22 protein-coding genes are annotated in these 25,851 nt (G+C 67.7%); 2 read left to right on the forward strand and 20 right to left on the reverse strand.

Annotated elements, in window-relative coordinates; translation table 11 throughout:
• Positions 1–13 precede the first annotated feature (13 nt).
• Entirely contained in the window at positions 14–1,060 is a 1,047-nt protein-coding gene (locus AC04MD_RS12145; RefSeq protein WP_192270868.1) for a rod shape-determining protein, read from the reverse strand.
• Between the two features lie 318 nt (positions 1,061–1,378).
• Between AC04MD_RS12145 and AC04MD_RS12150 the strand changes: the two genes are divergently transcribed.
• A complete protein-coding gene (locus tag AC04MD_RS12150) occupies positions 1,379–2,311 on the forward strand; it encodes a carbohydrate kinase family protein (protein ID WP_475497516.1) in 933 nt (310 codons plus the stop codon).
• Between the two features lie 80 nt (positions 2,312–2,391).
• Here the strand turns inward: AC04MD_RS12150 and AC04MD_RS12155 are convergent, their stop codons facing one another.
• The 9 genes from AC04MD_RS12155 to AC04MD_RS12195 all read right to left on the reverse strand — a co-directional run bounded on the left by AC04MD_RS12155 (position 2,392) and on the right by AC04MD_RS12195 (position 14,776).
• Entirely contained in the window at positions 2,392–3,042 is a 651-nt protein-coding gene (locus tag AC04MD_RS12155) for an HAD family hydrolase (protein ID WP_475497517.1), read from the reverse strand.
• Complete coding sequence (locus AC04MD_RS12160) at positions 3,033–3,758, reverse strand: hypothetical protein (RefSeq protein WP_475497702.1); 726 nt, start codon at positions 3,756–3,758, stop codon at positions 3,033–3,035. Before AC04MD_RS12160 ends, AC04MD_RS12155 begins: the two co-directional genes overlap by 10 nt.
• An 11-nt stretch (positions 3,759–3,769) precedes the next feature.
• Positions 3,770–4,747, reverse strand: a complete 978-nt coding sequence (locus tag AC04MD_RS12165; RefSeq protein ID WP_475497518.1) for an alpha/beta fold hydrolase — start codon at positions 4,745–4,747, stop codon at positions 3,770–3,772.
• A gap of 3 nt (positions 4,748–4,750) precedes the next feature.
• Positions 4,751–6,664: a M1 family metallopeptidase gene (locus AC04MD_RS12170; RefSeq protein WP_475497519.1), complete on the reverse strand. Its 1,914-nt coding sequence runs from the start codon at positions 6,662–6,664 to the stop codon at positions 4,751–4,753.
• Positions 6,665–6,855: 191 nt separating this feature from the next.
• Positions 6,856–7,617 carry a bifunctional demethylmenaquinone methyltransferase/2-methoxy-6-polyprenyl-1,4-benzoquinol methylase UbiE gene (ubiE, locus tag AC04MD_RS12175; RefSeq protein WP_192270884.1) on the reverse strand — a complete coding sequence of 254 codons (762 nt, stop codon included), beginning with the start codon at positions 7,615–7,617 and terminating at the stop codon, positions 6,856–6,858.
• 45 nt (positions 7,618–7,662) lie between these two features.
• On the reverse strand, positions 7,663–9,234 hold the full coding sequence (locus tag AC04MD_RS12180) for a metallopeptidase domain-containing protein (RefSeq protein ID WP_475497520.1): 1,572 nt from the start codon (positions 9,232–9,234) through the stop codon (positions 7,663–7,665).
• Between the two features lie 60 nt (positions 9,235–9,294).
• Positions 9,295–10,971: a metallopeptidase domain-containing protein gene (locus tag AC04MD_RS12185; RefSeq protein ID WP_475497521.1), complete on the reverse strand. Its 1,677-nt coding sequence runs from the start codon at positions 10,969–10,971 to the stop codon at positions 9,295–9,297.
• A gap of 247 nt (positions 10,972–11,218) precedes the next feature.
• A complete protein-coding gene (locus AC04MD_RS12190; protein WP_475497522.1) occupies positions 11,219–12,790 on the reverse strand; it encodes a metallopeptidase domain-containing protein in 1,572 nt (523 codons plus the stop codon).
• A 339-nt stretch (positions 12,791–13,129) separates the two neighbouring features.
• The gene (locus AC04MD_RS12195) at positions 13,130–14,776 is read right to left on the reverse strand and encodes a metallopeptidase domain-containing protein (RefSeq protein WP_475497523.1); all 1,647 of its coding nucleotides are present in this window, start codon (positions 14,774–14,776) and stop codon (positions 13,130–13,132) included.
• Positions 14,777–14,917: 141 nt separating this feature from the next.
• Here AC04MD_RS12195 and AC04MD_RS12200 point away from each other — a divergent pair, with 141 nt between their 5' ends.
• Positions 14,918–15,373 (forward strand): nucleoside deaminase, encoded by a 456-nt coding sequence (locus AC04MD_RS12200; RefSeq protein ID WP_475497524.1) that lies wholly within the window; start codon positions 14,918–14,920, stop codon positions 15,371–15,373.
• Between the two features lie 16 nt (positions 15,374–15,389).
• Here AC04MD_RS12200 and AC04MD_RS12205 read toward each other — a convergent pair whose 3' ends face one another.
• From AC04MD_RS12205 to AC04MD_RS12250, 10 genes are all read right to left on the reverse strand, one after another.
• Positions 15,390–15,728 carry a zinc ribbon domain-containing protein YjdM gene (locus AC04MD_RS12205; protein WP_475497525.1) on the reverse strand — a complete coding sequence of 113 codons (339 nt, stop codon included), beginning with the start codon at positions 15,726–15,728 and terminating at the stop codon, positions 15,390–15,392.
• Between the two features lie 98 nt (positions 15,729–15,826).
• Positions 15,827–17,215, reverse strand: a complete 1,389-nt coding sequence (gene hslU / locus AC04MD_RS12210) for an ATP-dependent protease ATPase subunit HslU (RefSeq protein WP_475497526.1) — start codon at positions 17,213–17,215, stop codon at positions 15,827–15,829.
• A 69-nt stretch (positions 17,216–17,284) separates the two neighbouring features.
• Positions 17,285–17,836, reverse strand: coding sequence for an ATP-dependent protease subunit HslV (hslV, locus tag AC04MD_RS12215; RefSeq protein ID WP_056879246.1), 552 nt, complete (start codon positions 17,834–17,836; stop codon positions 17,285–17,287).
• A 74-nt stretch (positions 17,837–17,910) separates the two neighbouring features.
• Complete coding sequence (xerC, locus tag AC04MD_RS12220) at positions 17,911–18,792, reverse strand: tyrosine recombinase XerC (RefSeq protein WP_475497703.1); 882 nt, start codon at positions 18,790–18,792, stop codon at positions 17,911–17,913.
• A gap of 130 nt (positions 18,793–18,922) precedes the next feature.
• Entirely contained in the window at positions 18,923–19,597 is a 675-nt protein-coding gene (locus tag AC04MD_RS12225; protein WP_475497527.1) for a DUF484 family protein, read from the reverse strand.
• Positions 19,594–20,457 (reverse strand): diaminopimelate epimerase, encoded by an 864-nt coding sequence (dapF, locus tag AC04MD_RS12230; protein ID WP_475497528.1) that lies wholly within the window; start codon positions 20,455–20,457, stop codon positions 19,594–19,596. Before dapF ends, AC04MD_RS12225 begins: the two co-directional genes overlap by 4 nt.
• Positions 20,450–20,659 carry an LPS translocon maturation chaperone LptM gene (gene lptM / locus AC04MD_RS12235; RefSeq protein WP_475497529.1) on the reverse strand — a complete coding sequence of 70 codons (210 nt, stop codon included), beginning with the start codon at positions 20,657–20,659 and terminating at the stop codon, positions 20,450–20,452. The genes dapF and lptM overlap by 8 nt, the downstream gene beginning before the upstream one ends.
• Before the next feature lie 41 nt (positions 20,660–20,700).
• Positions 20,701–21,039, reverse strand: a complete 339-nt coding sequence (locus AC04MD_RS12240; RefSeq protein ID WP_475497704.1) for a YbaN family protein — start codon at positions 21,037–21,039, stop codon at positions 20,701–20,703.
• A gap of 309 nt (positions 21,040–21,348) precedes the next feature.
• The gene (locus AC04MD_RS12245) at positions 21,349–23,520 is read right to left on the reverse strand and encodes a S9 family peptidase (RefSeq protein WP_475497530.1); all 2,172 of its coding nucleotides are present in this window, start codon (positions 23,518–23,520) and stop codon (positions 21,349–21,351) included.
• Between the two features lie 164 nt (positions 23,521–23,684).
• A complete protein-coding gene (locus tag AC04MD_RS12250) occupies positions 23,685–25,790 on the reverse strand; it encodes a prolyl oligopeptidase family serine peptidase (RefSeq protein WP_475497531.1) in 2,106 nt (701 codons plus the stop codon).
• Positions 25,791–25,851 lie beyond the last annotated feature (61 nt).

The following is a 25,851-nucleotide window of genomic DNA, read 5'->3' on the forward strand; positions in this document are numbered from 1 at the left end:
GTTCCTGCCTTCCTCATTCCGGCGCGAAGAACTCGTTGCCGTGCATGTCGACCAGTTCCAGCGCGCGGCCGCCGCCGCGGGCCACGCAGGTCAGCGGATCGTCCGCCACCTGCACGTGCAGGCCGGTCTCCTCGCTGATCAGGCGGTCCAGGTCGCGCAGCAGGGCGCCGCCACCGGTCAGCACGATGCCGCGCTCGGCGACGTCGGCGCACAGTTCGGGCGGGGTCTGCTCCAGCGCCAGCTTGACCGCGCTGACGATGCCGGACAGCGGCTCGTGCAGCGCTTCCAGCACCTCGTTGGAGTTGATCTTGATCATCTTCGGCACGCCCTCGGCGAGGTTGCGGCCGGAGATCTCCATCTCCTGCACGTCCGCCTGCGGGTAGGCGCAGCCGATCTCCAGCTTGATGCGCTCGGCGGTGGCTTCGCCGATCAGCATGCCGTGGTTGCGGCGCACGTAGTTGGTGATGAACTCGTCGAAGCGGTCGCCGCCGATGCGGACCGACTGCGAGTAGACGATGCCGTTCAGCGAGATCACCGCCACCTCGGTGGTGCCGCCGCCGATGTCGATCACCATCGAACCGCGCGCCTCGGTCACCGGCATGCCGGCGCCGATCGCGGCCGCCATGGGCTCCTCGATCAGGTAGACGTCACGGGCGCCGGCCTCCTCGGCCGATTCCTTGATGGCGCGGCGCTCCACCTGGGTGCTGCCGGCCGGCACGCACACCAGCACGCGCGGGCTGGGGCGCAGGAAGCGCGACTTGTGCACTTTCTTGATGAAGTACTTCAGCATCGCCTCGGTATAGGTGAAGTCGGCGATCACGCCGTCCTTCATCGGGCGGATGGTGGTGATGTGGCCCGGGGTGCGGCCCAGCATCTGCTTGGCCTCGGCACCGACCGCCGCGACCGAGCGCGAGCCGCCGATGGCACGGTCCTGGCGCACCGCCACGACCGAGGGTTCGTTCAGCACGATACCCTGCCCGCGCACGTAGATCAGGGTGTTGGCCGTGCCCAGGTCGATGGACAGGTCGTTGGAGAACATGCCGCGGAGCTTCTTGAACATCGGGGGACGGGTTCCTGCTGGGGGCTGGAAAATCGCGCGGGGCTGGCGATTTTTTGGGCAAAAACGAAGTCGGCTAGCCTAACAATCCGGCATGGAGCGGGCAAGGAAAAATCTCGTGAATCCACGGGGAAAACCCGTGTTCGTGGCGCGTGCGCACGACCCCCGGCGACATCGCCGCATCCGTGGGTGCCCGCGATCAAGACTGGCCGCAGGCCGGCCCAGCCGGTAACCTTCGCACCGGCGCGCCGGGAATGGGGCGCACGTCCCGCTTTTCCAGCGGCCCGGGACGGCCGCACCCGCCTCCAGCCGAGTCTGCCGATGTCCGCACTGATCTGTGGTTCCCTTGCCTACGACACCATCATGGTGTTCCCGGACCAGTTCAAGAACCACATCCTGCCGGACAAGGTGCACATCCTGAACGTGTCGTTCCTGGTGCCGCGCATGCGGCGCGAGTTCGGCGGCTGCGCCGGCAACATCGCCTACAACCTGAAGCTGCTGGGCGGCGACCCGATCCCGATGGCGACGGTGGGCCAGGATTTCGGCCCCTACCGCGAGCATTTCGTCGAACAGGGCATCAACCTGACCCAGGTGAAGGTGATCGACGAGCTGTTCACCCCGCAGGCCTTCATCACCACCGACCACGACAACAACCAGATCACCGCGTTCCATCCGGGCGCGATGATGCGCAGCTACGAGAACCACGTGAAGGACGTGGCCGGCGTGACCTTCGGCATCGTCAGTCCGGACGGCCGTGAGGGCATGATCCAGAACGCCGCCGAGTTCGCCGAGGCCGGCATTCCCTTCATCTTCGATCCCGGCCAGGCGATGCCGCTGTTCAACGGCGAGGAACTGCGCCACTTCATCGAGCTGGCGGACTACGTGACCGTCAACGACTACGAGTCGAACCTGCTGCAGGAGCGCACCGGCTGGAGCGAGGCCGACATCGTCAAGCGGGTGAAGGCCTACATCACCACCCGCGGCCCGCACGGTTCGCAGATCCACACGCCGGACAAGACCTACGACATCCCGCCGGCGCACGAGCGCCGCGTGACCGACCCGACCGGCTGCGGCGACGCGTTCCGCGCCGGCCTGATCTACGGCATCGAGAAGGGCTACGACTGGCTGACCATCGGCCGCATGGGCAACCTGATGGGCGCCTTGAAGGTCGAGCATCCGGGCACGCAGAACCAGCGCTTCGACTTCGCCGAATTCAGCGAGCAGTTCAAGCAGCAGTTCGGCTACGCGCTGTAAGCGAGGGCCGGCGGCGGCACGACCGCGTGCCGTGGCGACGGCGCCCACATGACGGGCGCCTCCGCTTCCACGCCGCGCAGCTAGGCGCCGTATTCGACCTGCACCGTCGCGGCGTCGAGTCCTGCCAGGACCGCCGCGCAATCGGGCGACCGCCAGGTCGCCAGCGATGGCCAGCCATCGCCCACGCAGTTGACCAGCAAGGTATGCGTGCCGGCTGCGCGGCCGCATTCGAGGTCGAACAGGTAGTCGCCGACCATCACCATCTCCGCAGGCGACACCGCCCAGCGGCTGGCGAAGTCATGCAGGCCATCCGGCGCCGGCTTGGGCGCCGCCTCGTCGCGCCCGAGGATGTCGGCTTCGTCGAAGACGTCCGCCAGGCCGATGGCCGCCAGCGTCACCGACGCCAGTTCGCGCGCGTTGCGGGTCAGGATCCCGAGCCGGCAACCGCGCATGTGCAACGCACGCACCAGCGCGACGGCACCTGCGGCCGCCGTGGCCGCTTCGGCCAGGCCGCGCTCGTGCTGCATCAGCCATGCATGCTTGGCGCCCGCCTCGTCGGGTGGCAGCGCCGCGAGGTGCACCAGGATGTCCGCCTCCGGCGGGATGCCCAGTTCGCGCCGGATCAGCGCAAAGTCGTGCACCGCCTCCGTCAGCGTGCCATCCAGATCGAACACCCAGTGACGCAGGCTCGCCAGCGCCGGCACCCCGCCCTGCACCGGGATCAGTCCCATCCCGGCATCTGGCTGCCGTCCAGACCGCCGGTCTCGAACACCGCCTTGCGCGGGCTGCCGTCCTTCACCAGGAACTCGACCTCCAGCACCTTCGTCTTGCGCACGAGGCGCCACAGCGCCTTGTTGTCGTCGATGAACATCGCGGTGGCTTCATCGGTATCCGGCCGGTGCGCCGCCATGCGCTTGGGCGCGGCGCCGTCCGCCACCAGCGTCACCTGGCAGCGGCTGTAGCAGGCCTTGGCGAAGTCGCTGGCCTGCAGCACCAGGTAGCTGCTGCGCTTCCACTCGGGATGGTCGCGGAACACCAGCTGCACCGGCTTGGCGCCGCTGCCGTCCACGTCCACCGGCTCCTTGCTGTAGATCATCGCCGAACGCTGGACGCCCTTGCCCGCCGGCACCTGCGCGTAGGCCCACAGCGCTTCCATCCGGCGCTGGTCGCGCACGCCTTCGGCCTTCTTCTTCACCTCGTCGAGCGAGGGGCCGATGCGCGTGGCCGCGGTGCTCTGGGGATACTGGTCGAGCAGCGCGATGCCGTGGATACGCGCCATGTCCCAGTCGCCGGACGCCACGGCGCTGTCGTACTTCTTCGCCAGTTCGTCGGCCTGCTGCTCGGTGGCGGCGGCCTGCGCCGCGGCGGCGGCGGCGCGTTCGGCTTCGCGATCCCCGCAGGCCGACACGGCCAACGTGCAGGCGATCGCGAACAACAGGGGCTTCAGTGCGTGCTTCTTCATCGGGGAGTGCCTTGTCGGATCAACCGGGCGACCGCGGCCGCCACCTGGTCGGGTTTTTCCATGATGGACATGTGCCCGCAACCGTCCAGTGAAACCTGGATCGCCTGCGGGATTCTTTCGGCGTACAGCGCCATCGCACTGGGATCGATCACGCGGTCCTGCCGGCACCACAGCAGCAGCGTCGGCTGGCGGATCGAGGCCGCCATCTCGCCGGGCAGGAAGCGCTCGTCGCTGCGGCCGATGCGGTCCAGCACCTGCTGCTCGAACGGCGCCTGCGCGATACGCCAGTCGATCACCGCCTTCGACGCCGGCCACGGGATGGCGGGCTGCGCCGCCCGGTCGTGGAAGACGGTGTCGAGGTAGCGCTGCAGCGAGGCGGCGTCGTGGACGGCGAACGGATTCCTGCCCGCCAGTACCTCGATGCCGAAGACGTTGTCGTTGAAGCGCACGCCGGCCGCATCGATCAGGGCGACGCGCGCAACCAGGTCCGGATGCTCCGCGGCGGTGATCGCGACGATGCCGCCGCCCATCGAATGCCCGAGCAGCACGATGGGGCTGCCTTCGCGGCGGATCGCGCGCAGGAACTGCGCCAGCCTGGCCGCCTGCGCCCTGAAACCGTAGTCGGCCCCGGCGATGCGCTGGCTCTCGCCCCAGCCGGGCAGGTCGGGGATCACCAGCCGGTACCGCCCACCGAGCCGTTCGGCCAGCGGATACCAGTTCTCCTTGCCGCCGGTGAAGCCGTGCACCATCACCACGGTCGGCGCAGAGGGATCCTTCGCATCGCGTTCGTCGTAGGCCCAGCGGTCGTCGTCCACGACCACGCGGCGCTCGACCAGCCCGGCGCGCCATCCCTGCAGCGCCATGCCGTTGCGCAGGGGCGCCATCGGGTCACGCCAGGCCCAGACTGCCGCCGCGCAGACAAGAACGGCCGCCACCAGGGCGACCGTCCGTGTGCGGGTCAGGCGCGACGCCATGCCTTACTGGCCTGCCGACGCCTTCGCCAGCAGCGCCTCGACCGACCCGGTCGTGATCGGGTGGTAGCCAGGCCTGGCGCGCGCGAAGCTCTCCTTCGCCAGCGCCAGCCCTTCCGGCGTTTTCACCAGCTCTTCGTAGATCGGCATGATCAGCTTGCGGCGGCCGACGCGCTCGATGAACTTGGCGATTTCCGGCTGCGCGTCCACGTAGCCGCTGCGGATGGCCAGCGGATACCAGCGCATCGCGATCTCGCCATTGGCGGTGCCGGTGAAGTGGTAGGCGTCATCCAGTTGCTTCAGCTGCTCGACGGTCAGTTTGTCGCCCATGCCCTCGAGGAAGTGCACCCATTGCTGGGTCACCCAGGCGTCGGTCAGCTGCTTGTTCGGCAGCTGGCCGCTGCCCTGCCAGGCGATGCGCGCGGTGTCGGTGTTGGAGAACCCGCGCGACTGCACCTGCGGCGCGTTGGCCGGGATGCCCGGGCCGTATACCCACGCCTGGATCTCGGCATCGGTGACCAGGTTCGGGTGCTTGTCGAACAGGTGCTTCTTCGCGTAGTCGAGGAACTGCTCGGTGGTGATGCTCTGGAAGGCGAAGTGGTCGAAGTAGCCACGCAGGAAGGCGTCGAACTCCTGTCGGCCGAAACGCTCCTCCAGGAACTGCAGGAACCACGCGCCCTTGTCGTACGACACCGCGCTGAGCGCGTCGTCGGCATCCAGCGGCGTGCCCGGCTTGACCGCCAGCGACTGGGTCGCCTCCGGCATCGTGCCGATGTCCTTCTTCAGGCCGTTGCGGGCGATGGAGTACTCCATGCTCGCGGTTTCCTTGCCATACAGCGCCTCGACGATGCGGTTCTCGACGTAGCTGGTGAAGCCCTCGTTCAACCAGCCGTGCTTGGCGCTGGAGAAGGTCACCAGGTTGCCCGACCAGCTGTGCGCCAGCTCGTGCGCGATCAGCGAGACCAGCGTCTTGTCGCCGACGATGACGGTGGGCGTGATGAAGCTCAGGCGCGGGTTTTCCATGCCGCCGTACGGGAACGACGGCGGCAGCACCAGCATGTCGTAGCGGTCCCAGCGGTAGGGGCCGTACAGCTGCTCGGTGGTGGCGATCATCTTCTCGGTGTCTTCGAACTCCTTGGTCGCGCGGTCGACCATCGCCGGCTCGGCCCACACGCCGCTGCGCGCGGAGATCGGCTTGAACACCAGGTCGCCGGCGGCGATCGCCATCAGGTACGACGGGATCTTCTGCGGCATCTTGAAGCTGTAGTCGCCGTCGCGCGCGGCGGCCGGGTCGTTGTCGGCGCTCATCAGCACCATCACGTCCGGGCGCGAGGTCACGTGCGCGCTGTAGGTGTAGCGCACCTGCGGCGTGTCCTGCAGCGGCACCCAGCTGCGCGCGTGGATCTGCTGCGACTGGCTGAACATGAAGGGCAGCTGCTTGCCTTCGGTCATCTCCGGCGTCAGCCACTGCAGGCCGGAGGCCTCGGGCGAGCTGCTGTAGGTGACGCGGACCTTGGCGTTGCGGGCCGGCGTTTCGATGGTCAGCTTGCTGCCCAGCACCGGGTCCTTGGGGGCCAGCGCGTACTGCAGCGGCGCCCAGGCGCCGTTGGCCTCGCCTTCCACTTTGGCGATGGTCAGGTCGCGCGTGTCCAGCACCAGCTGGGTGGCGGCCTTGTCCTTCCAGTCCAGCGTGTAGGTGGCGGTGCCGCCGATGGTCTTGGCGTCGAAATCGACGGCGATGTCCAGCGCCAGGTCGTCGATGGCGACCTTGCGCGGTTCGGCATAGGAGTGCTCGTCCTGGTCGACGGGCGTCTCGACGGCGGGCTTGGGCGTGGCGGCCACGGGAGCGGGTTCGGGTTCCTTGGAACAACCGGCCGCCAGCACGGCGGCGCAGGACAACAGCAAAGCCAGAGAACGCATCAGGGGACTTCCAGCGCTACGGGGGAAGTACCCAGTTTACCGCGCCGGACGGGACCTGCCTCGCCTCGCACCCCCGGCGCCCGGTCCGGGAGCTCTCTGTAGGAGCGCCCCATGGGCGCGATGCTTTTCCATCACCGCGCGCACGAGCATCGCGGGCATGGCCCGCTCCTACCGAGCTCCTGGCGCCCCGTTCAGACCTTGTAGCCGGTGTGGATGGCGACGATGCCGGCGGACAGGTTCTTGTAGCTGGTCCGGGCGAATCCGGCCTCGTCCATCATGCCCTGCAGCTCGGCCTGCGGCGGATGCTGGCGGATGCTCTCGGCCAGGTATTGGTAGCTGCCGGCGTCCTGCGCGAACAGCTGGCCCAGCTTCGGCAGCACCTTGAACGAGTGGAAGTCGTAGACCGGCTTGAACCAGTCCACCGTCACCTCGGAGAACTCCAGCACCCGCGCCTGACCGCCGACCTTCAGCACGCGGTGCATGTCACGCAGCGCGGCTGCCTTGTCGGTGACGTTGCGCAAGCCGAAGGCGATCGTGACCAGGTCGAAGCTGGCGTCCGGGAACGGCAGCGCCTCGGCGTTGCACTGCACGTACTCCAGGCCCTGCACCACGCCGCGGTCGGTCATGCGGTCGCGGCCGACCGACAGCATGCCGGCGTTGATGTCGCCCAGCACGATCTGGCCGGTATCGCCCACGCGATCCTTCAACAGCGCGGCGATGTCGCCGGTGCCGCCGGCCAGGTCGAGCACGCGGTCGCCGCGCTTCACCTGGCAGGTGCCGACGAAGTAGCGCTTCCAGACCCGATGGATGCCGAGGCTCATCAGGTCGTTCATCAGGTCGTATTTGCCGGCCACCGAGGTGAATACCTCGCCCACCAGCTTCTGCTTGTCCTTGGCGGCGACGTCGCGGAAGCCGAAGTGGGTGGTGCCGCGTTCGTAGGGGGATTCGCTCATGGCCGGATTATCGCACTACCCGGCCGGCCGGTCCCGCCTGCGCGCTCAGCGATCCTGGCGCAGGCAGGCCGCAAGCCGCCACGGTGCGCCGCCCACGACCCTGCACGGTGAAGGCAGGACCGGAAGAGCGGGCGTCTGCCTGCGCGGCCATGGCGACGGCGACGCCGTCGAAGACGCGGTGGCGGCAAGCCTTTCGAGCGCGGGGACCGGCGTACTCATCACCCGCGGCCGCGGCCCGATCCGCACCACGAATCCCGTGTCGGTCGCGGACACCACCTGGAGGTAGTGCAGGCCGGCCGGCGTACCCCATTGCTCGCCGGGCTTGAACATCGAACCTTCGTTGGCGGCGAGATCGGCCGCCGGCATGTCCGCGTCGACACTGCGCGCGATGCCATAGTCCTGCAGCACGTGGATGATCACCGCGTCGCCTGCCAGGCCGGCCTCGTACGTGCCGCCACGCCGTCGCGCCTCGATCACGTGCAGGACGGTCCGGTAGGGATCGGGCTGCGCGTCGCCTTCGAGCAGGATCATCTGCACGCCGTCCGTAGTGCGCAGGTCGACGGCATCGAGGTGGAACTCCAGTACCTGCCGATTGTCCGCCGGCACCACGCGCTTGCGTGCCGGCGCGACCCAGCCGAGACGTTCGCGTTGCACCATGCCCGGATACTTGGGCAACAGGCCGTACGTCGGATCCGTGGCGGCGTGCCGCCAGGCATCGCTCATCACGTCCCACGGATTGTCGTGGGTGTCGGCATCGCCGTCGGAGTTGTCCGAATGCGGCAATCCGTAGCCATGCCCCATCTCGTGCGCCAGCCCTGCCAGGTTGGCGAACGCCCACGGCGGATTCCACGTGGCGCGCGTGCAGCGGTAGGTGCCATCCAGCATGGCGCAGGCTCCACCGCCCCACGCACGGCCATCGAGTTCGGCGTTGAACATCAGGTTGATGCCGTGCGCCCCCGCGTAGTCCACCTCGGCATCCGCCAGTGCGGTGCACTCCGCGAACAACGCGTTCAAGTCCACCTTCGGCGCGCCATTGACGACGGACACGTACGCCGACCGCGGTCGCGGCAGCGTGTACCAACCGTGTGCGCTGCTGCCGGCCAGGTCGACCTGACCGTACGACACTTCGGACCAGTAGTGGCCGAGTTGTCCGGGCGCGTTGCCGTACTGCCCCTGGAAAAAGGCGCGCGGCTTCGGTTCCGACGCGACGTCGGCGAACTTGCACATCACCGTCAGCCAGCGCGTACTGCCCAGCACGGGGGCCATCGCCAGCGTGCGTCCGTTCGCAAGTCCTGCCTTCGCGCGCACAGGCAGCTCGACCGGCACGATGGCATCGATGCCGGCTGCCGGTGAACGTGCAGCGTAGGACACCGCTACGCGCCGGTTGGCGAGTGCAGACAGGTCGCCTGCCGCCCTGCGGGACTGCAACGCGTCCAGCGCGATGCGATGACCGGATCCGACGTCCAGCCACGCCTCGAAGCGCGATGCGGCGGCGGGTCCCCGCGCCTCGGGTGGCGGATCGCCCCATCGCAACTGCAGCACGCCGTGCACGACCGTCTGCGCCCGAGTGGACGCGATCACGCCGCATGCCAGCAGCAATGCGAGCGCCATGCGCATGCAGACACGGGGACTTATCTCCCGCACCGGATGTCGCGCGCGCATGGCCGCTCGCTCCCTTCACCTTGCCAGCCACGCACATACCGCCTGGATGCGGAACACGCGCGGCAGTACGTCGCAACGACGGGGCGGTACACGACGCGAGGCGCGCGGCGCCGTCTTCGGCGTGGTGGCACGCGCTGGTACCGACGACGCAGCGACCGGGCCGGACTGCACCAGCACCGGCGACGGCGTGCTCATCGCGCGCGGACGCGGGCCGACCCGCACCAGGAAGCCCGTCGCCGTCAAGGACAGCACCTGCACCCAGTGCCGTTCGTCCGGCGTCTTCCAGGTTTCGCCGACGCGGAACATGGAACCCTCGTTGCCCGACAGGTCCGCCGCCGGCCGGTCGGCATCGATACTGCGGGCGATCCCGTAATCTTCCAGCGCATGGATGATCACCGCATCGCCCGCCAGGCGAGCGTCGTAGGTGCCTACGCGTCGACGCGCTTCCAGCGTGTAGGTCACGGTTCGATAGGGATCGGACGGGTTCGGCATCACGAGCACCAGCATCCGCACCGCGCCCGTCGTGGCGACATCCGCCCAGGCCACCATCACGTCGTGGGTCTCGCCGTTGTCGGCGGAAATGATCCGCTTGTCCGCCGGCACCACCCAGCCCAGGCGCTCGCGCTGGACCATGGCCAGGGACTTGGGCAACAGACCGTAGGCGACATCGCTGACGGCATTCCGCCAGGCATCGCTCATGAGGTCCCAGGGATTGTCGTAGGTATCGCCATCGCCATCGGAGTTGTCCGAATGCGGCAGCCCGTAGCCATGTCCCATCTCGTGCGCCAGCGGCGCGAGGTTAGTGAATGACCACGGCGGATTCCACGTCGCGCGCGTGCACTGGTAACTGCCGTCAAGATCGGCACAGGCGCCGCCACCCCAGGCATGCCCATCCAGTTCCGCGTTGAACATCAGGTTGACGCCCTGCGCACCGCGGAAATCGACGTCGGCATCCGCCAGCGCCGCGCAATCGGAAAACAGTTGCGACAGATCGGCCCGTGTCCGGCCGTTCACCAGCGTCAGATACGCGGCTCGCGCCTTGGGCAGCGTGTACCAGCCGTGCGCCGTACTGCCGGACAGGCTGACGCGGCCATACGACACCTCGGACCAGTAGTGTCCCAGCTGGCCGGGCGCCTCACCGTACTGGGCCTGGAAGAACGCGCGCGGCTTCGGTTCCGCCGCGACATCGGCGAACCTGCACATGACGCTGATCCAGCGCGTGCTGCCGGCCACCTGCCATGGCGTTCCGCTTCCACCGAAATCGCTCTTTGCCATCGGCCTTCCGGGAGGGCCGTCCACCGGCACGATGGCGGTGATCTCAGACAGCGTCGGCGCGGACGAAGCACTCTTGGGGCTCGCCATCGCAGGCACTGAGCGGTGACCGTAGGACACGGCGATGCGGCGGTTGGCCAACGCATACAGGTCTCCTGCGGCACGCCGCGCCTGCGCGGTATCGAGGCGATGCCGACGACCCGGCCCGGCATCCAGCCAGGCTTCGAACGGTTCGATCGATGTGCCATGCGCGTGTGTGCGCGACGCATGCGGAGCGTCGCCCCAGCGCAGTTGCAGGACGCCCTGGAGGATCTCGTCCGCCCTCGCCTCCGCCGCCGCCGCGACACCTGCCGCCAGGCACAGCAGCAGCATGCGCCCGCGCGCAACCACACGATGGCTCGCCCATCGTTCCGGCACCATGTCGCTCTCCGAATGCGCGCAGGACTGCGCGGCTATCCGGGACATCGGCATGCGATGCGCAATGCGGCAACCGGTCCGCCGTCATCGACGACGAAATTTTCGTTCTGGAATGCAGGTCGTTGTTTGCCTGCGTCGTGCGGCGCACTCCGCGATGTCGTAGCGCATGCGCCACGCAGATCACGTTGTCACACGCGAATGGGATGGCATCGACACTTACGTCGATACCTTTGCGCGCATCGCACGCCGGTCAGCGCTCCAGCAATGCGCACACCGGTGCCAACCGCAACAGCGACGGCAAGGCATCGCAAGTGCGCCGGCGTGCGGTAGCCGACCTGGCGGCAGGGATCGCCGGGGTCGGCGACGACGGCGAGGGCTTCGGTGCCGACGGCGACGAGGCGGCGACGCTGACTGGGCGCTCCAGCACCGGTGCGGGCGAACTCATGGAGCGTGGCCGCGGACCGACGCGCACGACGAATCCCTGCGGAGTCTCCGACACGACCTCGACCCAGTGCAGTTCGTCCGGCGTATTCCAGCGTCCGCCCGGCTTCAGCATGGAGCCTTCGTTGCTGGAGACCGTGGCCGCCGGCGTATCGCGGTCGATGCTGTAGGCGATCCCGTAATCCTCCAGCTTGTGGATGATCACCGCGTCCCCCGCCAGCTTCGATTCGTACGTGCCGGTGCGGCGCCGCGCCTCCAGCGTGTAGATCACGGTCTTGTAGGGATCGGGCTGCGCCGGCAGGGCGAGCACTACCAGCTGCGTGTTCGCGGTCTTCAGCACGCTGCCGGCATCCAGCACGAATTCGTGCGTATCGCGGTTGTCGGCGGCGATGATGCGCTTGCGCGATGCGGGCAGCCAGCCCAGTCGTTCGCGCTGGTACATGTTCGGATGCTTAGGCAGTAGTCCATACGTGGCGTCGCTGGTGGCATTCCGCCACGCATCGCTCATGACGTCCCAGGGGTTGTCGTACGTATCGCTGTCGCCATCGGAATTGTTGGAATGCGGCAAGCCGTAGCCATGCCCCATCTCGTGCGCCAGCGGCGCGAGATTGGCGAACGACCACGGCGGGCTCCAGGTGACGCGCGTGCACGCGTAAACGCCATCGAGCGTGGTGCATGCGCCACCGCCCCAGGCATTGCCGTCAAGTTCGCCGTTGAACATCAGGTTGACGCCCTGGATGCCCGTGAAGTCCACCTCCGCATCCGCCGCAGCCGCGCAATCGGCGAAGAGTTCCGACAGCTGTGCCTTCTGCTTGCCGTTGACATCGGCCAGGTAGGCCGATCGCGGCTTCGGCAACGCGTACCAGCCGTGTGCGGAACTGCCGGCGAGATTGATCTGGCCGTAGGACACCTCGGACCAGTAGTGGCCCAACTGGCCGGGCGCATTGCCGTACTGGTCCTGGAAGTAGCTGCGCGGCTTCTGCTCGGTCGCGACATCGGCGAACTTGCACATCAGCGTGATCCAGCGGGTCGCACCGAGTACGGGCGCGGATGCCATGACGCGTCCGTCGGCGGCCACCGCCAGCGCGCGTTGCGGCAGGCGATCGGTGGGCACGATGGCGCTGATCGACGGCGTCGCCGCCGCGGATGACATGACCCTGGACGATGTCGCGATGTCGGCGCGCGTCGCGTACGACACCGCCACGCGGCGGTTCGCCAGCGCGTAGAGATCGCCTGCGGCCTTCCTGGCCTGCGCCACATCCAGCGCGACGCGCCGTCCAGGACCCATGTCCAGCCACGCATCCAGCTGCGGCGGCGCTGGCGCGCGTCCGGGCAGTGCGCGCGGAGGATCCGCCCACTGCAGTTGAAGAGTGCCCTGCACCACGGTCTCCGCACGCAGCGGAGAACCCGTGAAGATGCAGGCCAGAACCGACATTCCGACAGCGAAGGACACCCGAATGCCCTTGCGCCGCGTGTCGGCTGATCGGTGTTTGATCACGCGCGACCCCATTCACGACGACGGGTCGAGATGACGCCGCCATGGTCGGGGTGTCGGCAGGAGGCACGAGGTCTTGAGGGGTGTTTCCGGCGATTTCCGCCGGATGTTCCGAACTGCGATGCAGGTCAGGAATCGAGCGCGAACCTCATTCTTTTATGCCCCTACACCGCGCACTTACACGGTGTAGGGAGACGCCGGAAGCCGTCGGGGCATCCCCGACAGTCAGCGTTCGCGGATCGCACACGTCGCCGCCATCGATCGCATGCCGTTGGCGGCGCAAAGCGCGCGCGCCGGCGCGCGCGCGTCGCCGCCGCTGCTGCCTGACGCCGCAGCGTCTGCGGCAGGGAGCGCAGGCAAGGCCGACGATGCGGGTGCAACGGCGTCGGGCTTCAGGCGCGCGGGCAGCGGACTGCTCATCACCCGCCTCGGGCCGACGGTCACCACGAAGCCGGTGGCGGTCTGCGACGTGATCGTCACCAGATGCGACGCTTCCGGCGTGATCCAGCGCTCGCCCACCTTGAACATCGAGCCTTCGTTGTTGGACCGGTTGGCCGGCGGGACATCGGCATCGATGCTGTAGGCCGTGCCGGAGCGCTCCAGCTTGTGGATGATCACCGCATTGCCGGCCAGGTTGCCCTCGTAGGTGCCTTCGCGCTTGCGCGCCTCCAGTGTGTACACCACGGTCGCATAGGGATCCGCCTGCGGCGACAGCGACAGCACCAGCATCTGCACGTTCGTCGAGTTCGCCAGGCTCGCGTAGTCCAGCGCAATGTCGTAGGTGCCGAGATCCCCCAGCGCGATGATCCTCTGGCGTGGCGCGTCCACCCAGCTCAAGCGGTGGCGCTGGAAAATGTTGATGTGCTTCGGGCGCGTGCCGTAGGTGGCGTCGCCCACCGCGTTGGACCAGCCATCGCTCATCACGTCCCATGGGTTGTCGTAGGTATCGTCGTCGCCATCGGAATTGTCCGAATGCGGCAGGCCGTAACCGTGGCCCATTTCGTGGGCCAGCGGCGCGAGGTTGCGGAACGACCAGGGCGGATTCCACGTCACCCGCTTGCACAGCCGCACCCCGCGCACGGTGGCGCAGCTCTGTCCACCCCAGGCGAAGCCGTCGAGATCGCCATTGAACATCATGTTGATGCCGACCGGCCCATTCAGATCGACCGTTTCCGGCGCCGCCGACGCGCAATCGGCGAACAGCTTGTTGAGGTCGGCCTTGTCCTTTCCGTCCACCTTGGTCACGTACGTCGAACGCGGGTTCGGCAAGGCGTACCACCCGTGCGCTGTGCTGCCGGCCAGGTTGATCTTGTTGTAAGACACCTCGCGCCAGTAGTGGCCCAGCTGGCCGACGCCTTCGCCGTACTGCGACTGGAAGAACGCCAGGTCCTTCTGCTCGTCGACGATGTCGTTGAACTTGCACATCAGCGTCACCCAGCGGGTGACGCCGCTGATCGGCGCCGCGGCCATGACGCGCGCATTGGCGGCATGCACCTGTGCCGACTGCGTGGTGCGGTCGGCCGGCACGATCGCCTGGATCTCGGGCGCGGAGGACATCACGCGCCCCTGTGGCGCGAACGCCACGGCGACGCGCCGGTTCGCCAGCACGTACAGGTCGCCGGCCGCCAGCTTCGCCTGCGCGGGGTCCAGTGGGATACGGCTGCCGTCGTCCTTCAGCAGCGACGCGTTGAAGCGCGGCGCCAGGCGCGGCTGCCCTGCCGCAGTACGCGGTGGATCGCCCCACTCCAGCTGAAGCAGCCCCTGTTCGATGGTCTGCGCGCGCAACCCCGTCGCGAACGACAGGCTGCAGGCGGCCACCAGCAGCGCCATGGCCCACGCGCTGCGTGGCACGGCGTCGACGTCCTTCCCCATGATCCCCTGCTCCCTCGATCCCCGATGCGCATCCCGCATCGCACGTCGTGTTCTAACGGCTGCACGCCGCCAGTGCCGTGCGTGGCATCACATTCTCTGCGTGTATGATCCCGCGCACTCGCCCGACATCGATGTCTCGCCATGATCACCACCCCCGACTACCGCGCCCTGTTGCAGACCGCCATCGATGAGGCACGCCAGGGGCTGGCCGAGGGCGGCATCCCGATCGGGGCGGCGCTGTACCACCAGGATGGGCGCCTGCTCGGCTGCGGCCACAACCGCCGCGTGCAGGAAGGCGATCCCTCCGTGCACGGCGAGACCGACGCCTTCCGCAAGGCCGGCCGCCAGCGCCGCTACCGCGACACGATCATGGTCACCACGCTGGCGCCGTGCTGGTACTGCAGCGGCCTGGTGCGCCAGTTCAACATCGGCACCGTGGTGGTCGGGGAGTCTGTGACGTTCCAGGGCGGCATCGACTGGTTGCGCGAATCCGGCGTCGAGGTCATCGACCTGCAGAGCCAGGACTGCATCGACCTGCTCGGCGGCTACATCCGCGCCAATCCCGACGTGTGGAACGAGGACATCGGCGAGGACTGAACACCCGTCCGCGAGGTCAGGCCTTGCGGACGAACTCCGACTTGAGCTTCATCGCGCCGATGCCGTCGATCTTGCAGTCGATGTCGTGGTCGCCGTCGACCAGGCGGATGTTCTTGACCTTGGTGCCGACCTTCACCACCAGCGACGACCCCTTGACCTTCAGGTCCTTGATGACGGTGACGGTGTCGCCATCCTGCAGCACGTTGCCGTTGGCGTCCTTGATGACGCGTTCGTCATCGCCGGCGGTCGCCGCGTCCGCCGACCACTCGTGGCCGCATTCCGGGCAGACCAGCTGCGCACCGTCCTCGTACGTATAGGCGGACGCGCATTGCGGGCAGGGAGGCAACGTACTCATCGGCGGATCGGTGCATGCGGCGTGGGAGTCGATTGTAGCCGACGCCCGCGTTGCCATCGGCCGCAACGAAGAACCCGCCTTGCGGCGGGTTCGTGGGATTACAGGATGTAGCGGCTCAGGTCGGGGTCCTGCACCAGCTCGCCAAGATGCGCATCGACGTAGTCGCGGTCGATGGTGACGTTCTGGCCGTCGCGATCGGGTGCTTCATAGCTCAGCGTATCCAGCAACCGCTCCAGCACGGTATGCAGGCGACGGGCACCGATGTTCTCCTGGCGCTCGTTGACCAGCGCGGCGATCTCGGCGAGGCGACCCACCGCATCGTCGGTGAAGCGCAGCGCCACGCCTTCCGTCTTCATCAGTTCGACATACTGCTTCGTCAGCGCAGCCTTGGGTTCGGTGAGGATGCGGATGAAATCCTGCTTGCTCAACGCCGTCAGTTCGACGCGGATGGGGAAGCGGCCCTGCAGTTCCGGGATCAGGTCGCTGGGCTTGGCCAGGTGGAACGCGCCCGAGGCGATGAACAGGATGTGGTCGGTCTTCACCGTGCCGTACTTGGTCGACACGTTGCTGCCTTCCACCAGCGGCAGTAGGTCGCGCTGCACGCCCTCGCGGCTGACGTCGGCGCCGCTCATGGTGCCGCTGCGCTTGGCGACCTTGTCGATCTCGTCGATGAAGACGATGCCGTGCTGTTCGCAGGCCTCGATGGCGGCGGCCCGGATGTCGTCCTCGTTGACCAGCTTGGCGGCCTCTTCCTCGACCAGCTGCGGGCGCGCGGCCTTGATGGTGACGGTGCGCTTGTGCGTCTTCTGCCCGCCGAGGTTGGAGAACATCTGCCGCAGCTGCTGGCCCATCTCCTCCATCCCGGGCGGCGTCATGATGTCGACGCCGACATTGGCCGCCAGCTCCAGTTCGATCTCGCGATCGTCCAGGTCGCCGCTGCGCAGCTGCCGACGCAGCTTCTGGCGGGTCTCCGACTCCTTCGACGAGGGTTCGGCACCGATGTCGACGGTCGTGGTGGCAGCGCCGAAACCGAAGCCATTGCCGCCTGCGGCATCGCGGCGCGGCAGCAGCGCATCGAGGATGCGGTCTTCGGCGCGCTCCTCGGCCTGCGTGCGCATGCGCGCCTTGGCCTGTTCGCGGTACATCTTCACCGCGGTGTCGGCCAGGTCGCGGACGATCTGCTCGACGTCCTTGCCCACGTAGCCGACCTCGGTGAAGCGGGTGGCTTCCACCTTCACGAACGGCGCGTTGGCCAGCGTGGCCAGCCGGCGCGCGATCTCGGTCTTGCCGACGCCGGTGGGGCCGATCAGCAGGATGTTCTTCGGCATCACTTCGTTGCGCAGCCCGGCATCGAGCTGCATGCGGCGCCAGCGGTTGCGCAGTGCGATGGCGACGGCGCGCTTGGCGGCCTGCTGGCCGACGATGTGGCGGTCCAGTTCCTGCACGATCTCGCGCGGCGTCATGGTGGACGAGGTGTTTTCGGTCATGGCGTGATGTTCTGTAGGAGGGGCTTCAGCCCCGACCTTGATGGTCGGAGCAGGATGGCGGTCGGAGCCTCAGAGCTCTTCGACCACCACGTTGCGGTTGGTGTAGATGCAGATGTCGCCGGCGATGTTCAGCGACTCGACGGCGATGGACTTCGCGTCCAGCTCGGTGTGCGCCAGCAGCGCGCGCGCTGCGGACAGGGCGTAGGAACCACCGGAGCCGATGGCGATGATGCCGTCCTCGGGTTCGATCACGTCACCGGTGCCGCTGATGATCAGCGAGGTTTCCTTGTCGGCGACCGCGAGCAGGGCTTCGAGCTTGCCGAGGCGGCGTTCGGTGCGCCAGTCCTTCGCCAGTTCGACCGCCGCACGCGTCAGCTGGCCGTGCTTTTCCAGCTTGGCTTCGAACAGTTCGAACAGCGTGAACGCATCGGCCGCCGCACCGGCGAAACCCGCCAGCACCTGGCCGTCGCGGCCGAGCCGGCGCACCTTGCGCGCGTTGCCCTTCATCACCGTATGGCCCAGCGTCACCTGGCCGTCGCCGGCGACGGCGACATGGCCGTTGCGGCGCACGGACAGGATGGTGGTGGCGTGGAAAACGTTGGGATTCTGGCTGGGGTCCATGCAGGCCTCCGGGGTGTTCCCCCAGAGGTGGGGACGCCGGTCACCGGTTCAAGCATGACCTTCGACGCGCCGGTTCAGCCCTTCTTCCGCTTCGCCCGCGGATGCGCGGCGTCGTACACCTTGGCCAGGTGCTGGAAGTCCAGGTGCGTATAGATCTGCGTGGTGGCGATGTCGGCGTGGCCGAGCAGTTCCTGCACGCCGCGCAGGTCGCCGGACGATTCCAGGATGTGGCTGGCGAAACTGTGCCGCAGCATGTGCGGGTGCACGTGCTTGAACAGCCCCTGGCGCTGCGCGAGCTGCTTGATGCGGATCTGCACGGCGCGCTGCGAGATCGGCCCCTCGCCGCGGCCCGGGAACACGAATGCCTCGTTGCCGGCTGGCCGTTCCTGTCGCCACTCGGTCAGCGCATGGCGCGCATGCGAGCCAACCGGCACCTTGCGCTCCTTGCTGCCCTTGCCGAGCACGGTGACCATGCCGCCGGCCATGTCGAGGTCGCCCCAGCGCAGCGCGCACAGCTCGCTCAGGCGCAGGCCGGAGGAATAGAAGAGTTCGAGCAATGCGCGGTCGCGCCTGCCCAGCGGCGCATCGGTGGGGACCTCGACGAGCCGGACGGCCTCGTCCGCATCGAGTACCTGCGGCAACTTGCGCGGCGCCTTCGGCGCGCGCAGCGCGGCAGCAGGGCTGGCGGCGATGCGACCGTGCTTCAGCAACCACTGGTAGTAACTGCGGCAGGCCGAAAGGCGACGCTGCAGACTCTTCGGCGAGAGGCCACGGCGGTGTTCGCTGGCGACGAACCCGCGCAGCTGTTCAGCCTGTATGTCGGCCAGCTCGGCGAGACCCTGGGCCTGCGCCCACTCCGTCAGTGCGGCGAGGTCACGGCGGTACGCGTCCAGCGTATGCGCGGAGACGCGACGCTCGACTTCGAGGTGGGCAAGAAAGTCGGCGACTGCGTAGATCACGACAATCCGTCATTCCGGCGAAAGCCGGAATCCATTTTGCTGTTGCCGTAGCCTCGACATCGAACGAGAAAAAGCAACATGGATTCCGGCTTTCGCAGGAATGACGGCAGGACGCGCCGGTCCGCGCTCAGCCATCGAACCGCTTCAGCGCCGTCACCAGCGTATCGCCCATCATGCGCAGGAACAGCGTGCCCATGCCGGGGTAGAAGCGGTTGCCGTCGCGGCTGCCGACGGCGACCAGGCCGATGCCCGGCAGCGGCAGCAAGGCCGACGAGGCTACTTCCTCGGCGCGCGCGCCGTACAGCAGCACGTGCTTTTCCGGCTGCAGGCGGCCGCAGATCGGCTCGCCGTCGCGCAGGCAGTCGCGGAACGGCGCCATGTGCGGGTTGTCCGCCGGGATGACCTGCAGCCACTCGCTTTCTTCCAGCCCGGCCACCGGCTGCAGCAGCACGATGCTGACGCGGTCGCCATTGAAGTCCTCGGCCAGCGAGGCCGCCATCGCACGCACGGTATCGGCGGCGGTGGCCTGCTTCATCAGGGTCAGCGCCAACTGGTGCGTACGCACCGCCAGGCGTTCGTTCTCCTGCGCATTGGCGAACAGGTCGTTGAGGCGCCGCGACAATTCGCGGTTCTTGTCGCGCAGCACTTCCAGCTGATAGCTGGCCAGCGAGGCCGTGGGACCGTCGTCGCGCGGCACCACCATGCTCAGCGCCAGGTCCGGGAACTGCTTCAGGAAGGTCGGGTGCCGCCGCAGCCAGGCCGCGACGTCGTGGGCGCCCAGTTTGTGCAGTGTCTCGCTCATGCTTTCCATTCCCCTTCGAATACGAATGCCGCCGGCCCGGACATGATGACCGGCGCGTCGTCGGACGGCCAGCGGATGCGCAACTCGCCGCCCGGCAGCGCGATGGCCACGTCGCGGTCGACCCGCTCGCGGCGGATCAGGACCGCCGCCGCCGCGCAGGCGCCGCTGCCGCAGGCCAGCGTCTCGCCCACGCCGCGCTCGTACACGCGCAGGCGCACGCGGTCGCGCGCCACGACTTCGGCGAAACCGACGTTGACCGATTCGGGGAAATGCCACGAGCGCTGCAGCAATGGTCCGTAGTGCAGGACGGGCGCGGCATCGACGGACGGGACCTCGATCACGGCATGCGGATTGCCCATCGACACCGCGCCGAAGTGCAGGCGCACACCCTCGTCCACGTCGGCGTCGTACTCCCCGCGCACCTGCTCGAAGCCCTGCAGCGGGATGCGCGCCGGCACGAACTCGGGCACGCCCATCGCGATGGCGTAGCGGTCGTCGCCGATGCGCTGCACGGCATGCGTGGCCAGCGGACTGTCGACATCGAAGGCATCGCCGCGGGCCGCGCCATCGCGGACCAGCCAGGCCGCGACGCAGCGCGCGCCGTTGCCGCATTGCTGAGACGGCGAGCCGTCGGAATTCCAGATGCGGTAGGCCGCCACCGACCCGGCGCTGCGCGGAGTCTCGATGGTCAGGATCTGGTCGCAGCCCACGCCCCGGTGGCGGTCGGCCAGCGCGGCGGCCAGCACGGCATCCGGCGGCGGCAGTCCGCCGCGCAGGTCCAGCACGACGAAATCGTTGCCGGCCCCGTGCATCTTGGTGAACCGCATCGCCGTGGCCCCGGTGTGCGGGGGCTCAGCCATTCCCGTCGGTGGCGGGCACCGTGGCGGGATCGATCGGCGGCTCCGCCGGCAGCGTATCGCTGCTGGCCGGGGCGGTCTCGGCGGGCGCCACCGGCGCCTCTTCGACCGGCTTCTCCGGCATGAACAGCGGGCCCTTGGCACCGCAGGCGGACAGGACCGCCATCACGGCGGCAGCGAGGACAAGGCGGGCGTTCCGATTCATGCCGCGAGTATAGCCACAGCGCGATGAATGCCGATGGCCGTTCACCCGCCGCGAGGCGGCTCGGGACGCCGCCACAGCCACGTCGCGACGACGGCCATGCAGGCGATCGGCAGCGCCACCATCCACCCGCGATGCGAACCCAACCACAGCATCAGGGTCAGAAGGATCACCGCGCTGGCCAGCATCGTCCACGTGGCCGCCCACTTGGCGCGCCGGGACACCGCGCGATGCCGGTGCCAGTCATGGATCATCGGGCCGAAGCGCGGGTGCGTGACCAGATAACGGTGCAGCCGCTCGGACCCGCGCGAGGCCGCATAAGCGGCGATAAGGATGAAGACCGTGGTCGGCAGTCCCGGGACGAAGACACCCAGGATGCCCATGCCCAGGCTGGCGTAGGCCAGCAGCCACCACGCCCAGCGGAAGCGCACGGGCCGGGGGTCGGGCAGGTCACGCGGCGGCGGCGGAGAGGCATCGTGCACCGCGACCTTGTACCCCAAATCGGCGACGGACGGCGCGAATACCATCCGCGCCGATCTTGCGACCGTACTCCACCCTGCCATGACCATCACCCGACCGCGCCCGCTCTCCGGGTTATCGGCGGTGACACGCTCCGCTGAAGGACCGCGTTCGCGGGTCCAAAACGGAAAGAGCCGGGTTTCCCCGGCTCTCCGCATTACCGCACGAAGCGCTTACTTCGACGGCACACCCAGCTGATCGAGCATGAAGGCGTACATCTCCGCGCGTTCGCGGTACTGGCGGAAACGACCCGACTTGCCGCCGTGGCCGGCTTCCATGTTGGTGCGGAACACGACGGTGTTCTTGCTCGTGTTCACGTCGCGCAGGCGAGCGACGTACTTGGCCGGCTCCCAGTACTGCACCTGCGAGTCCCACAGGCCGGTGCCGACGAACATCGCCGGATAGGCCTTGGCCTGCAGGTTGTCGTAGGGCGAGTACTTCAGGATGTAGTCGTAATAGCCCTTCTCTTCCGGGTTGCCCCACTCGTCGTACTCGTTGGTGGTCAGCGGGATGCTGGGGTCCAGCATCGTGGTGGCCACGTCGACGAACGGCACCAGCGTCAGGATGACCCGGTACTTCTCCGGCGCCATGTTCGACACCGCGCCCATCAGCAGGCCGCCGGCGCTGCCGCCCATCGCGGCGACGCGGTCCTTGGCCGCGTAGCCTTCCTTCACCAGGTAGTCGGTGACGTCGATGAAGTCGGTGAAGGTGTTGATCTTGTTGTACAGCTTGCCGTCGTCGTACCAGGTGCGGCCCATTTCCTGGCCACCGCGGATATGCGCCAGCGCGTACACCACGCCGCGGTCCAGCAGGCTGATGTTGGTGATGCTGAAGTTCGGATCCATCGACGAGCCATAGCTGCCGTAGGCGTACTGCAGCATCGGTGCCTTGCCGTCGCGGGCGACGTCCTTGCGGTAGACCAGCGTCACCGGGATCTTCGTCTTGCCGTCGCGCGCCGGCGCCCACACACGCTCGGTCACGTACTTCGACGCGTCGTAGCCCGGCACCGGCTGCTGCTTGAGCTGGCGGCGCTCGCCGGTCCTGGTGTTGATCTCGTAGGTCGTGGCCGGCGTGGTCATCGACGTGTAGCTGTAGCGGACCCAGTCGGTGCCGGTCTCCGGGTTCGCGGCCAGGCCCATGGAGTAGGCGGATTCATCGGCCTTGATGTAGTCGCTGCTGCCGTCGGCCTTGATCACGCGCAGGCTTTCCAGCGCATTGGCGCGCTCGGAGACCACGCTGAAGCCGTCGAACAGTTCGATGCCCTCGACGAAGACGTCGTCGCGGTGCGCGATCCAGTCCTTCCAGTCCTTGCGCGAGGTGGATGCGGTCGGCGCGGTGACGACCTTGAAGTTGGTGGCGCCGTCGGCATTGGTGCGGATCACCCAGCGGTCGCCCAGGTGGTCGGCCTGGTACTCGACGTCGCGCTCGCGCGGCGCCAGCACGGTGAACACGCCCGGCTCGGCGGCCGGCGTGCAGCGCATCTCCGAGGATACGGTGCTTTCCACGCCGATGCAGATGAACTTGTCGTCGCGGGTGCGGCCGATGCCCATGTAGAAGCTGTCGTCTTCCTCTTCGTAGACCAGCTTGTCCTGGCTGGACGGCGTGCCCAGCACGTGCGACTTCACCCGCTTGCTGAGCAGGGTTTCGGGGTCCTTGTCCACGTAGAACAGCGTGCGGCCATCGTTGGACCAGACCAGGTTCGGTTCGGCGTTGGTCACGGTATCCGGCAGCACCTCATCCGTGTCCAGGTTCTTGAAGCGGATGGTGTACTGGCGGCGGCCGTTGGTGTCGTCGGCGTAGGCGAGCAGCCGGTTGTCCTGGCTGACCTCGTAGTCGCCGACGCTGTAGAACAGCTTGTCACCCGCAAGCGCATTGACGTCGAGCAGCACCTGCTCGCCTACGAAGTCACCGGCTTCATTGGCCTTCTGGATCGACACCGCATCCACGCCCGGGCCGTCCTTGCGGCGCGCGTGCACGGGGTAATCCTTGCCGGTCACGAAGCGCGCGTAGTACCACCAGCCGCGCTCGCGGTACGGCACGCTGGCGTCGTCCTGCTTGATGCGCGCGACGACCTCGTTGTACAGCTTGTCCTCCAGCGGCTTCAGCGGCGCCATCACCGTGTCGGTGTAGGCATTCTCGGCCTCGAGGTAGGCGAGCATCTCCTTGTTCTCGCGCTTGTCGTCGCGCAGCCAGTAATACTCGTCGTTGCGCTCGGCGCCGTGCGGCGCCTTGACCACGTGCGGCTTCTTGGCCACGTCGGGTGGAGTGGCGCTGGCGGCCACGGCGGAGGTGATCGGGGTGCTCATCAGGACGGTCGCGGCAAGCAGGAAGGAAGTCGTCTTCATGGATGGGGTCCGGGAATGCGGGATGCAATGGAGAAGCGGTCGGCCCCCTCCTCCGCTTGCGGGGGAGGGATGGGGTGGGGGACAGCGACTCCGTTCGACGTCGGCGCTGCCCCCATCCGCCCTTCGGGCACCTTCCCCCGCACGCGGGGGAAGGGAGCGAAGACTTACTTGGCCAGCTGTTGCCAGAGGAAGGTGTAGGCCAGCGCGCTCATGTGCGCGGCTTGGGCGTTGTTCGCCGCACCGCCGTGGCCACCTTCGATGTTCTCGTAGTAGCGCACGTCCTTGCCGGCATCCAGCATCATCGCCGCCATCTTGCGGGCATGGCCGGGGTGCACGCGGTCGTCGCGCGTCGAGGTCATGAACAGCGTCGGCGGATAATCCTTCTTCGCATCGAACAGGTGGTACGGCGAGAAGGTCTTGATGAATTCCCAGTCGGACGTGTCGGGATTGCCGTACTCGGCCATCCACGACGCACCGGCCAGCAGGTGGCTGTAGCGCTTCATGTCCAGCAGCGGCACCTGCACGACGACCGCGCCGAACAGCTCCGGATATTGCGTCAGCATGTTGCCCGTCAGCAGGCCGCCGTTGCTGCCGCCCTGGATGCCCAAGTGCTTGGGCGAGGTGATCTTGCGCGCGATCAGATCCTGCGCGACCGCGGCGAAATCCTCATAGGCCTTGTGGCGATTGGCCTTCAGCGCCGCCTGGTGCCAGCGCGGACCGTACTCGCCGCCGCCGCGGATGTTGGCGACCGCGTAGACGCCGCCCTTCTCCAGCCAGCCCTTGCCGACGCCACCGGAGTACCCGGGGGTCATCGAGATCTCGAAACCGCCATAGCCGTACAGCAGGGTCGGTGTACTGCCGTCGTACTTGAGGCCTTCCGGACGCACCAGGAAGTACGGCACCTTGGTGCCGTCCTTGGACGTGGCGAAGTGCTGCTCGATCTTCTTGCCGGCCGCATCGAAGAACGCCGGCATCGACTTCAGCTGCTCCGGCTTCTTGCCCAGTTCGGCCAGCGACAGCGTGGTCGGGGTCAGGTAGTCGGTGACGGTCATCCACACGGCATCGCTGTCGTCGCTGTCAACCGCGCTGACACTGACGGTACCGAAGCTGGGCGCGCCGACGAACTCGCTGCGCTTCCAGCCGCTGGCGGACGGCGTCAGCACGCTGAGCTTGTTCTTGACGTCGTCCAGCACGTTCAGCACGACGTGATTCTTGGTCACCGACATGCCAGCGAGCGAGGTGGTCTGGGTGGGCTCGAACAGCACGTCGAACGTGCGCTTGCCGGTCATGAAGTCGTCAAACTTGGCCGCCAGCAGCGAGCCGGCGGCGTAGGTCTTGCCGCCGACGGTCCATGGCTCGCGCAGCTCCAGCGTCAGCCACTCGCGGAACACGCCCTTGTTGGCCGAGTTCGGCGCGTCGATCTTGGCCAGCGTGCCATCGGCGCGGCGCAGGTACAGCTCGTCGTTGTAGAAGGCCAGCGTGCGGCTGACGAAATCGCGCTGGAAGCCCGGCGTGTCGTCGTGGTACGCCGCGATGTACATGTCGTCCGGCTTGCCTTCGTAGACCACCTTGGCGCTGTCCAGCGGGGTGCCGCGCTTCCATTCCTTGACGATGCGCGGGTAACCGGAGCTGGTCATGCTGCCGGCGCCGAAGTCGGTGTAGACATAGACGGTGTCGGCATCCTTCCAGCCCAGGGCGCCCTTGGCTTCGGGACGGTAGAAGCCGTCGGCCAGGAACTTCTTGTTGGCCAGGTCGAATTCGCGGGTCTCGTCGGCATCGGCGCCGCCGCGCGAGAGCGCGATCAGGCAGCGGCTGTAGTCGGGCTTCCGGCAGTCGGCGCCGTGCCAGACCCAATTCTTGCCCTCGGCCTTGTTCAGCGCGTCCAGGTCCAGCACGGTCTCCCACTGCGGCTGGGCCTTGCGGTACTCGGCCAGCGTGGTGCGCCGCCACAGGCCGCGCTCGTGCTGCTTGTCCTTCCAGAAGTTGTAGTAGAAGTCCCCGATCTTCTGCACGCCCGGGATCTTGGCGTCGGAATCGAGGATGGCGCGGATGTCGGCTTCCAGCTGCTTGAAGGCGGGGGTGCTGGCGATCTCGGCCTCGGCCTTGGCATTGACGCCCTTCACCCAGTCCAGCGGCTTCTGGCCCTCGACGTCTTCCAGCCAGGCATACGGGTCGTTGGCCACGTCAGCCTCCTTGGCATGGACGGGGACGGACAGCGCGCCGGCAACGGCGAAGCCTGCCGCCAGGCAGGCATGGGCGAGTTTTGACATCGGAAGGGGCTCCGGAGGTGCAGTTCATGAACATGTCACGCTAGCACAAGGCCCGGAGGCC

The organism is Pseudoxanthomonas sp. LjRoot206, from assembly GCF_056175725.1.

Excerpts from the sequence above, each read along its gene's own strand:
- AC04MD_RS12155 (WP_475497517.1), bottom strand. The coding sequence starts at position 3,042 with ATGGGACTGATCCCGGTGCAGGGCGGGGTGCCGGCGCTGGCGAGCCTG.
- AC04MD_RS12200 (WP_475497524.1), top strand. The coding sequence starts at position 14,918 with ATGATCACCACCCCCGACTACCGCGCCCTGTTGCAGACCGCCATCGAT.
- AC04MD_RS12250 (WP_475497531.1), bottom strand. The coding sequence starts at position 25,790 with ATGTCAAAACTCGCCCATGCCTGCCTGGCGGCAGGCTTCGCCGTTGCC.
- hslV (WP_056879246.1), bottom strand. The coding sequence starts at position 17,836 with ATGGACCCCAGCCAGAATCCCAACGTTTTCCACGCCACCACCATCCTG.
- AC04MD_RS12170 (WP_475497519.1), bottom strand. The coding sequence starts at position 6,664 with ATGCGTTCTCTGGCTTTGCTGTTGTCCTGCGCCGCCGTGCTGGCGGCC.
- AC04MD_RS12225 (WP_475497527.1), bottom strand. The coding sequence starts at position 19,597 with ATGAGCGAGACACTGCACAAACTGGGCGCCCACGACGTCGCGGCCTGG.
- AC04MD_RS12195 (WP_475497523.1), bottom strand. The coding sequence starts at position 14,776 with ATGGGGAAGGACGTCGACGCCGTGCCACGCAGCGCGTGGGCCATGGCG.
- AC04MD_RS12240 (WP_475497704.1), bottom strand. The coding sequence starts at position 21,039 with ATGGGCATCCTGGGTGTCTTCGTCCCGGGACTGCCGACCACGGTCTTC.
- dapF (WP_475497528.1), bottom strand. The coding sequence starts at position 20,457 with ATGGCTGAGCCCCCGCACACCGGGGCCACGGCGATGCGGTTCACCAAG.
- AC04MD_RS12150 (WP_475497516.1), top strand. The coding sequence starts at position 1,379 with ATGTCCGCACTGATCTGTGGTTCCCTTGCCTACGACACCATCATGGTG.
- hslU (WP_475497526.1), bottom strand. The coding sequence starts at position 17,215 with ATGACCGAAAACACCTCGTCCACCATGACGCCGCGCGAGATCGTGCAG.
- AC04MD_RS12180 (WP_475497520.1), bottom strand. The coding sequence starts at position 9,234 with ATGCGCATGGCGCTCGCATTGCTGCTGGCATGCGGCGTGATCGCGTCC.
- AC04MD_RS12205 (WP_475497525.1), bottom strand. The coding sequence starts at position 15,728 with ATGAGTACGTTGCCTCCCTGCCCGCAATGCGCGTCCGCCTATACGTAC.
- AC04MD_RS12185 (WP_475497521.1), bottom strand. The coding sequence starts at position 10,971 with ATGGTGCCGGAACGATGGGCGAGCCATCGTGTGGTTGCGCGCGGGCGC.
- ubiE (WP_192270884.1), bottom strand. The coding sequence starts at position 7,617 with ATGAGCGAATCCCCCTACGAACGCGGCACCACCCACTTCGGCTTCCGC.
- AC04MD_RS12165 (WP_475497518.1), bottom strand. The coding sequence starts at position 4,747 with ATGGCGTCGCGCCTGACCCGCACACGGACGGTCGCCCTGGTGGCGGCC.
- AC04MD_RS12245 (WP_475497530.1), bottom strand. The coding sequence starts at position 23,520 with ATGAAGACGACTTCCTTCCTGCTTGCCGCGACCGTCCTGATGAGCACC.
- lptM (WP_475497529.1), bottom strand. The coding sequence starts at position 20,659 with ATGAATCGGAACGCCCGCCTTGTCCTCGCTGCCGCCGTGATGGCGGTC.
- AC04MD_RS12145 (WP_192270868.1), bottom strand. The coding sequence starts at position 1,060 with ATGTTCAAGAAGCTCCGCGGCATGTTCTCCAACGACCTGTCCATCGAC.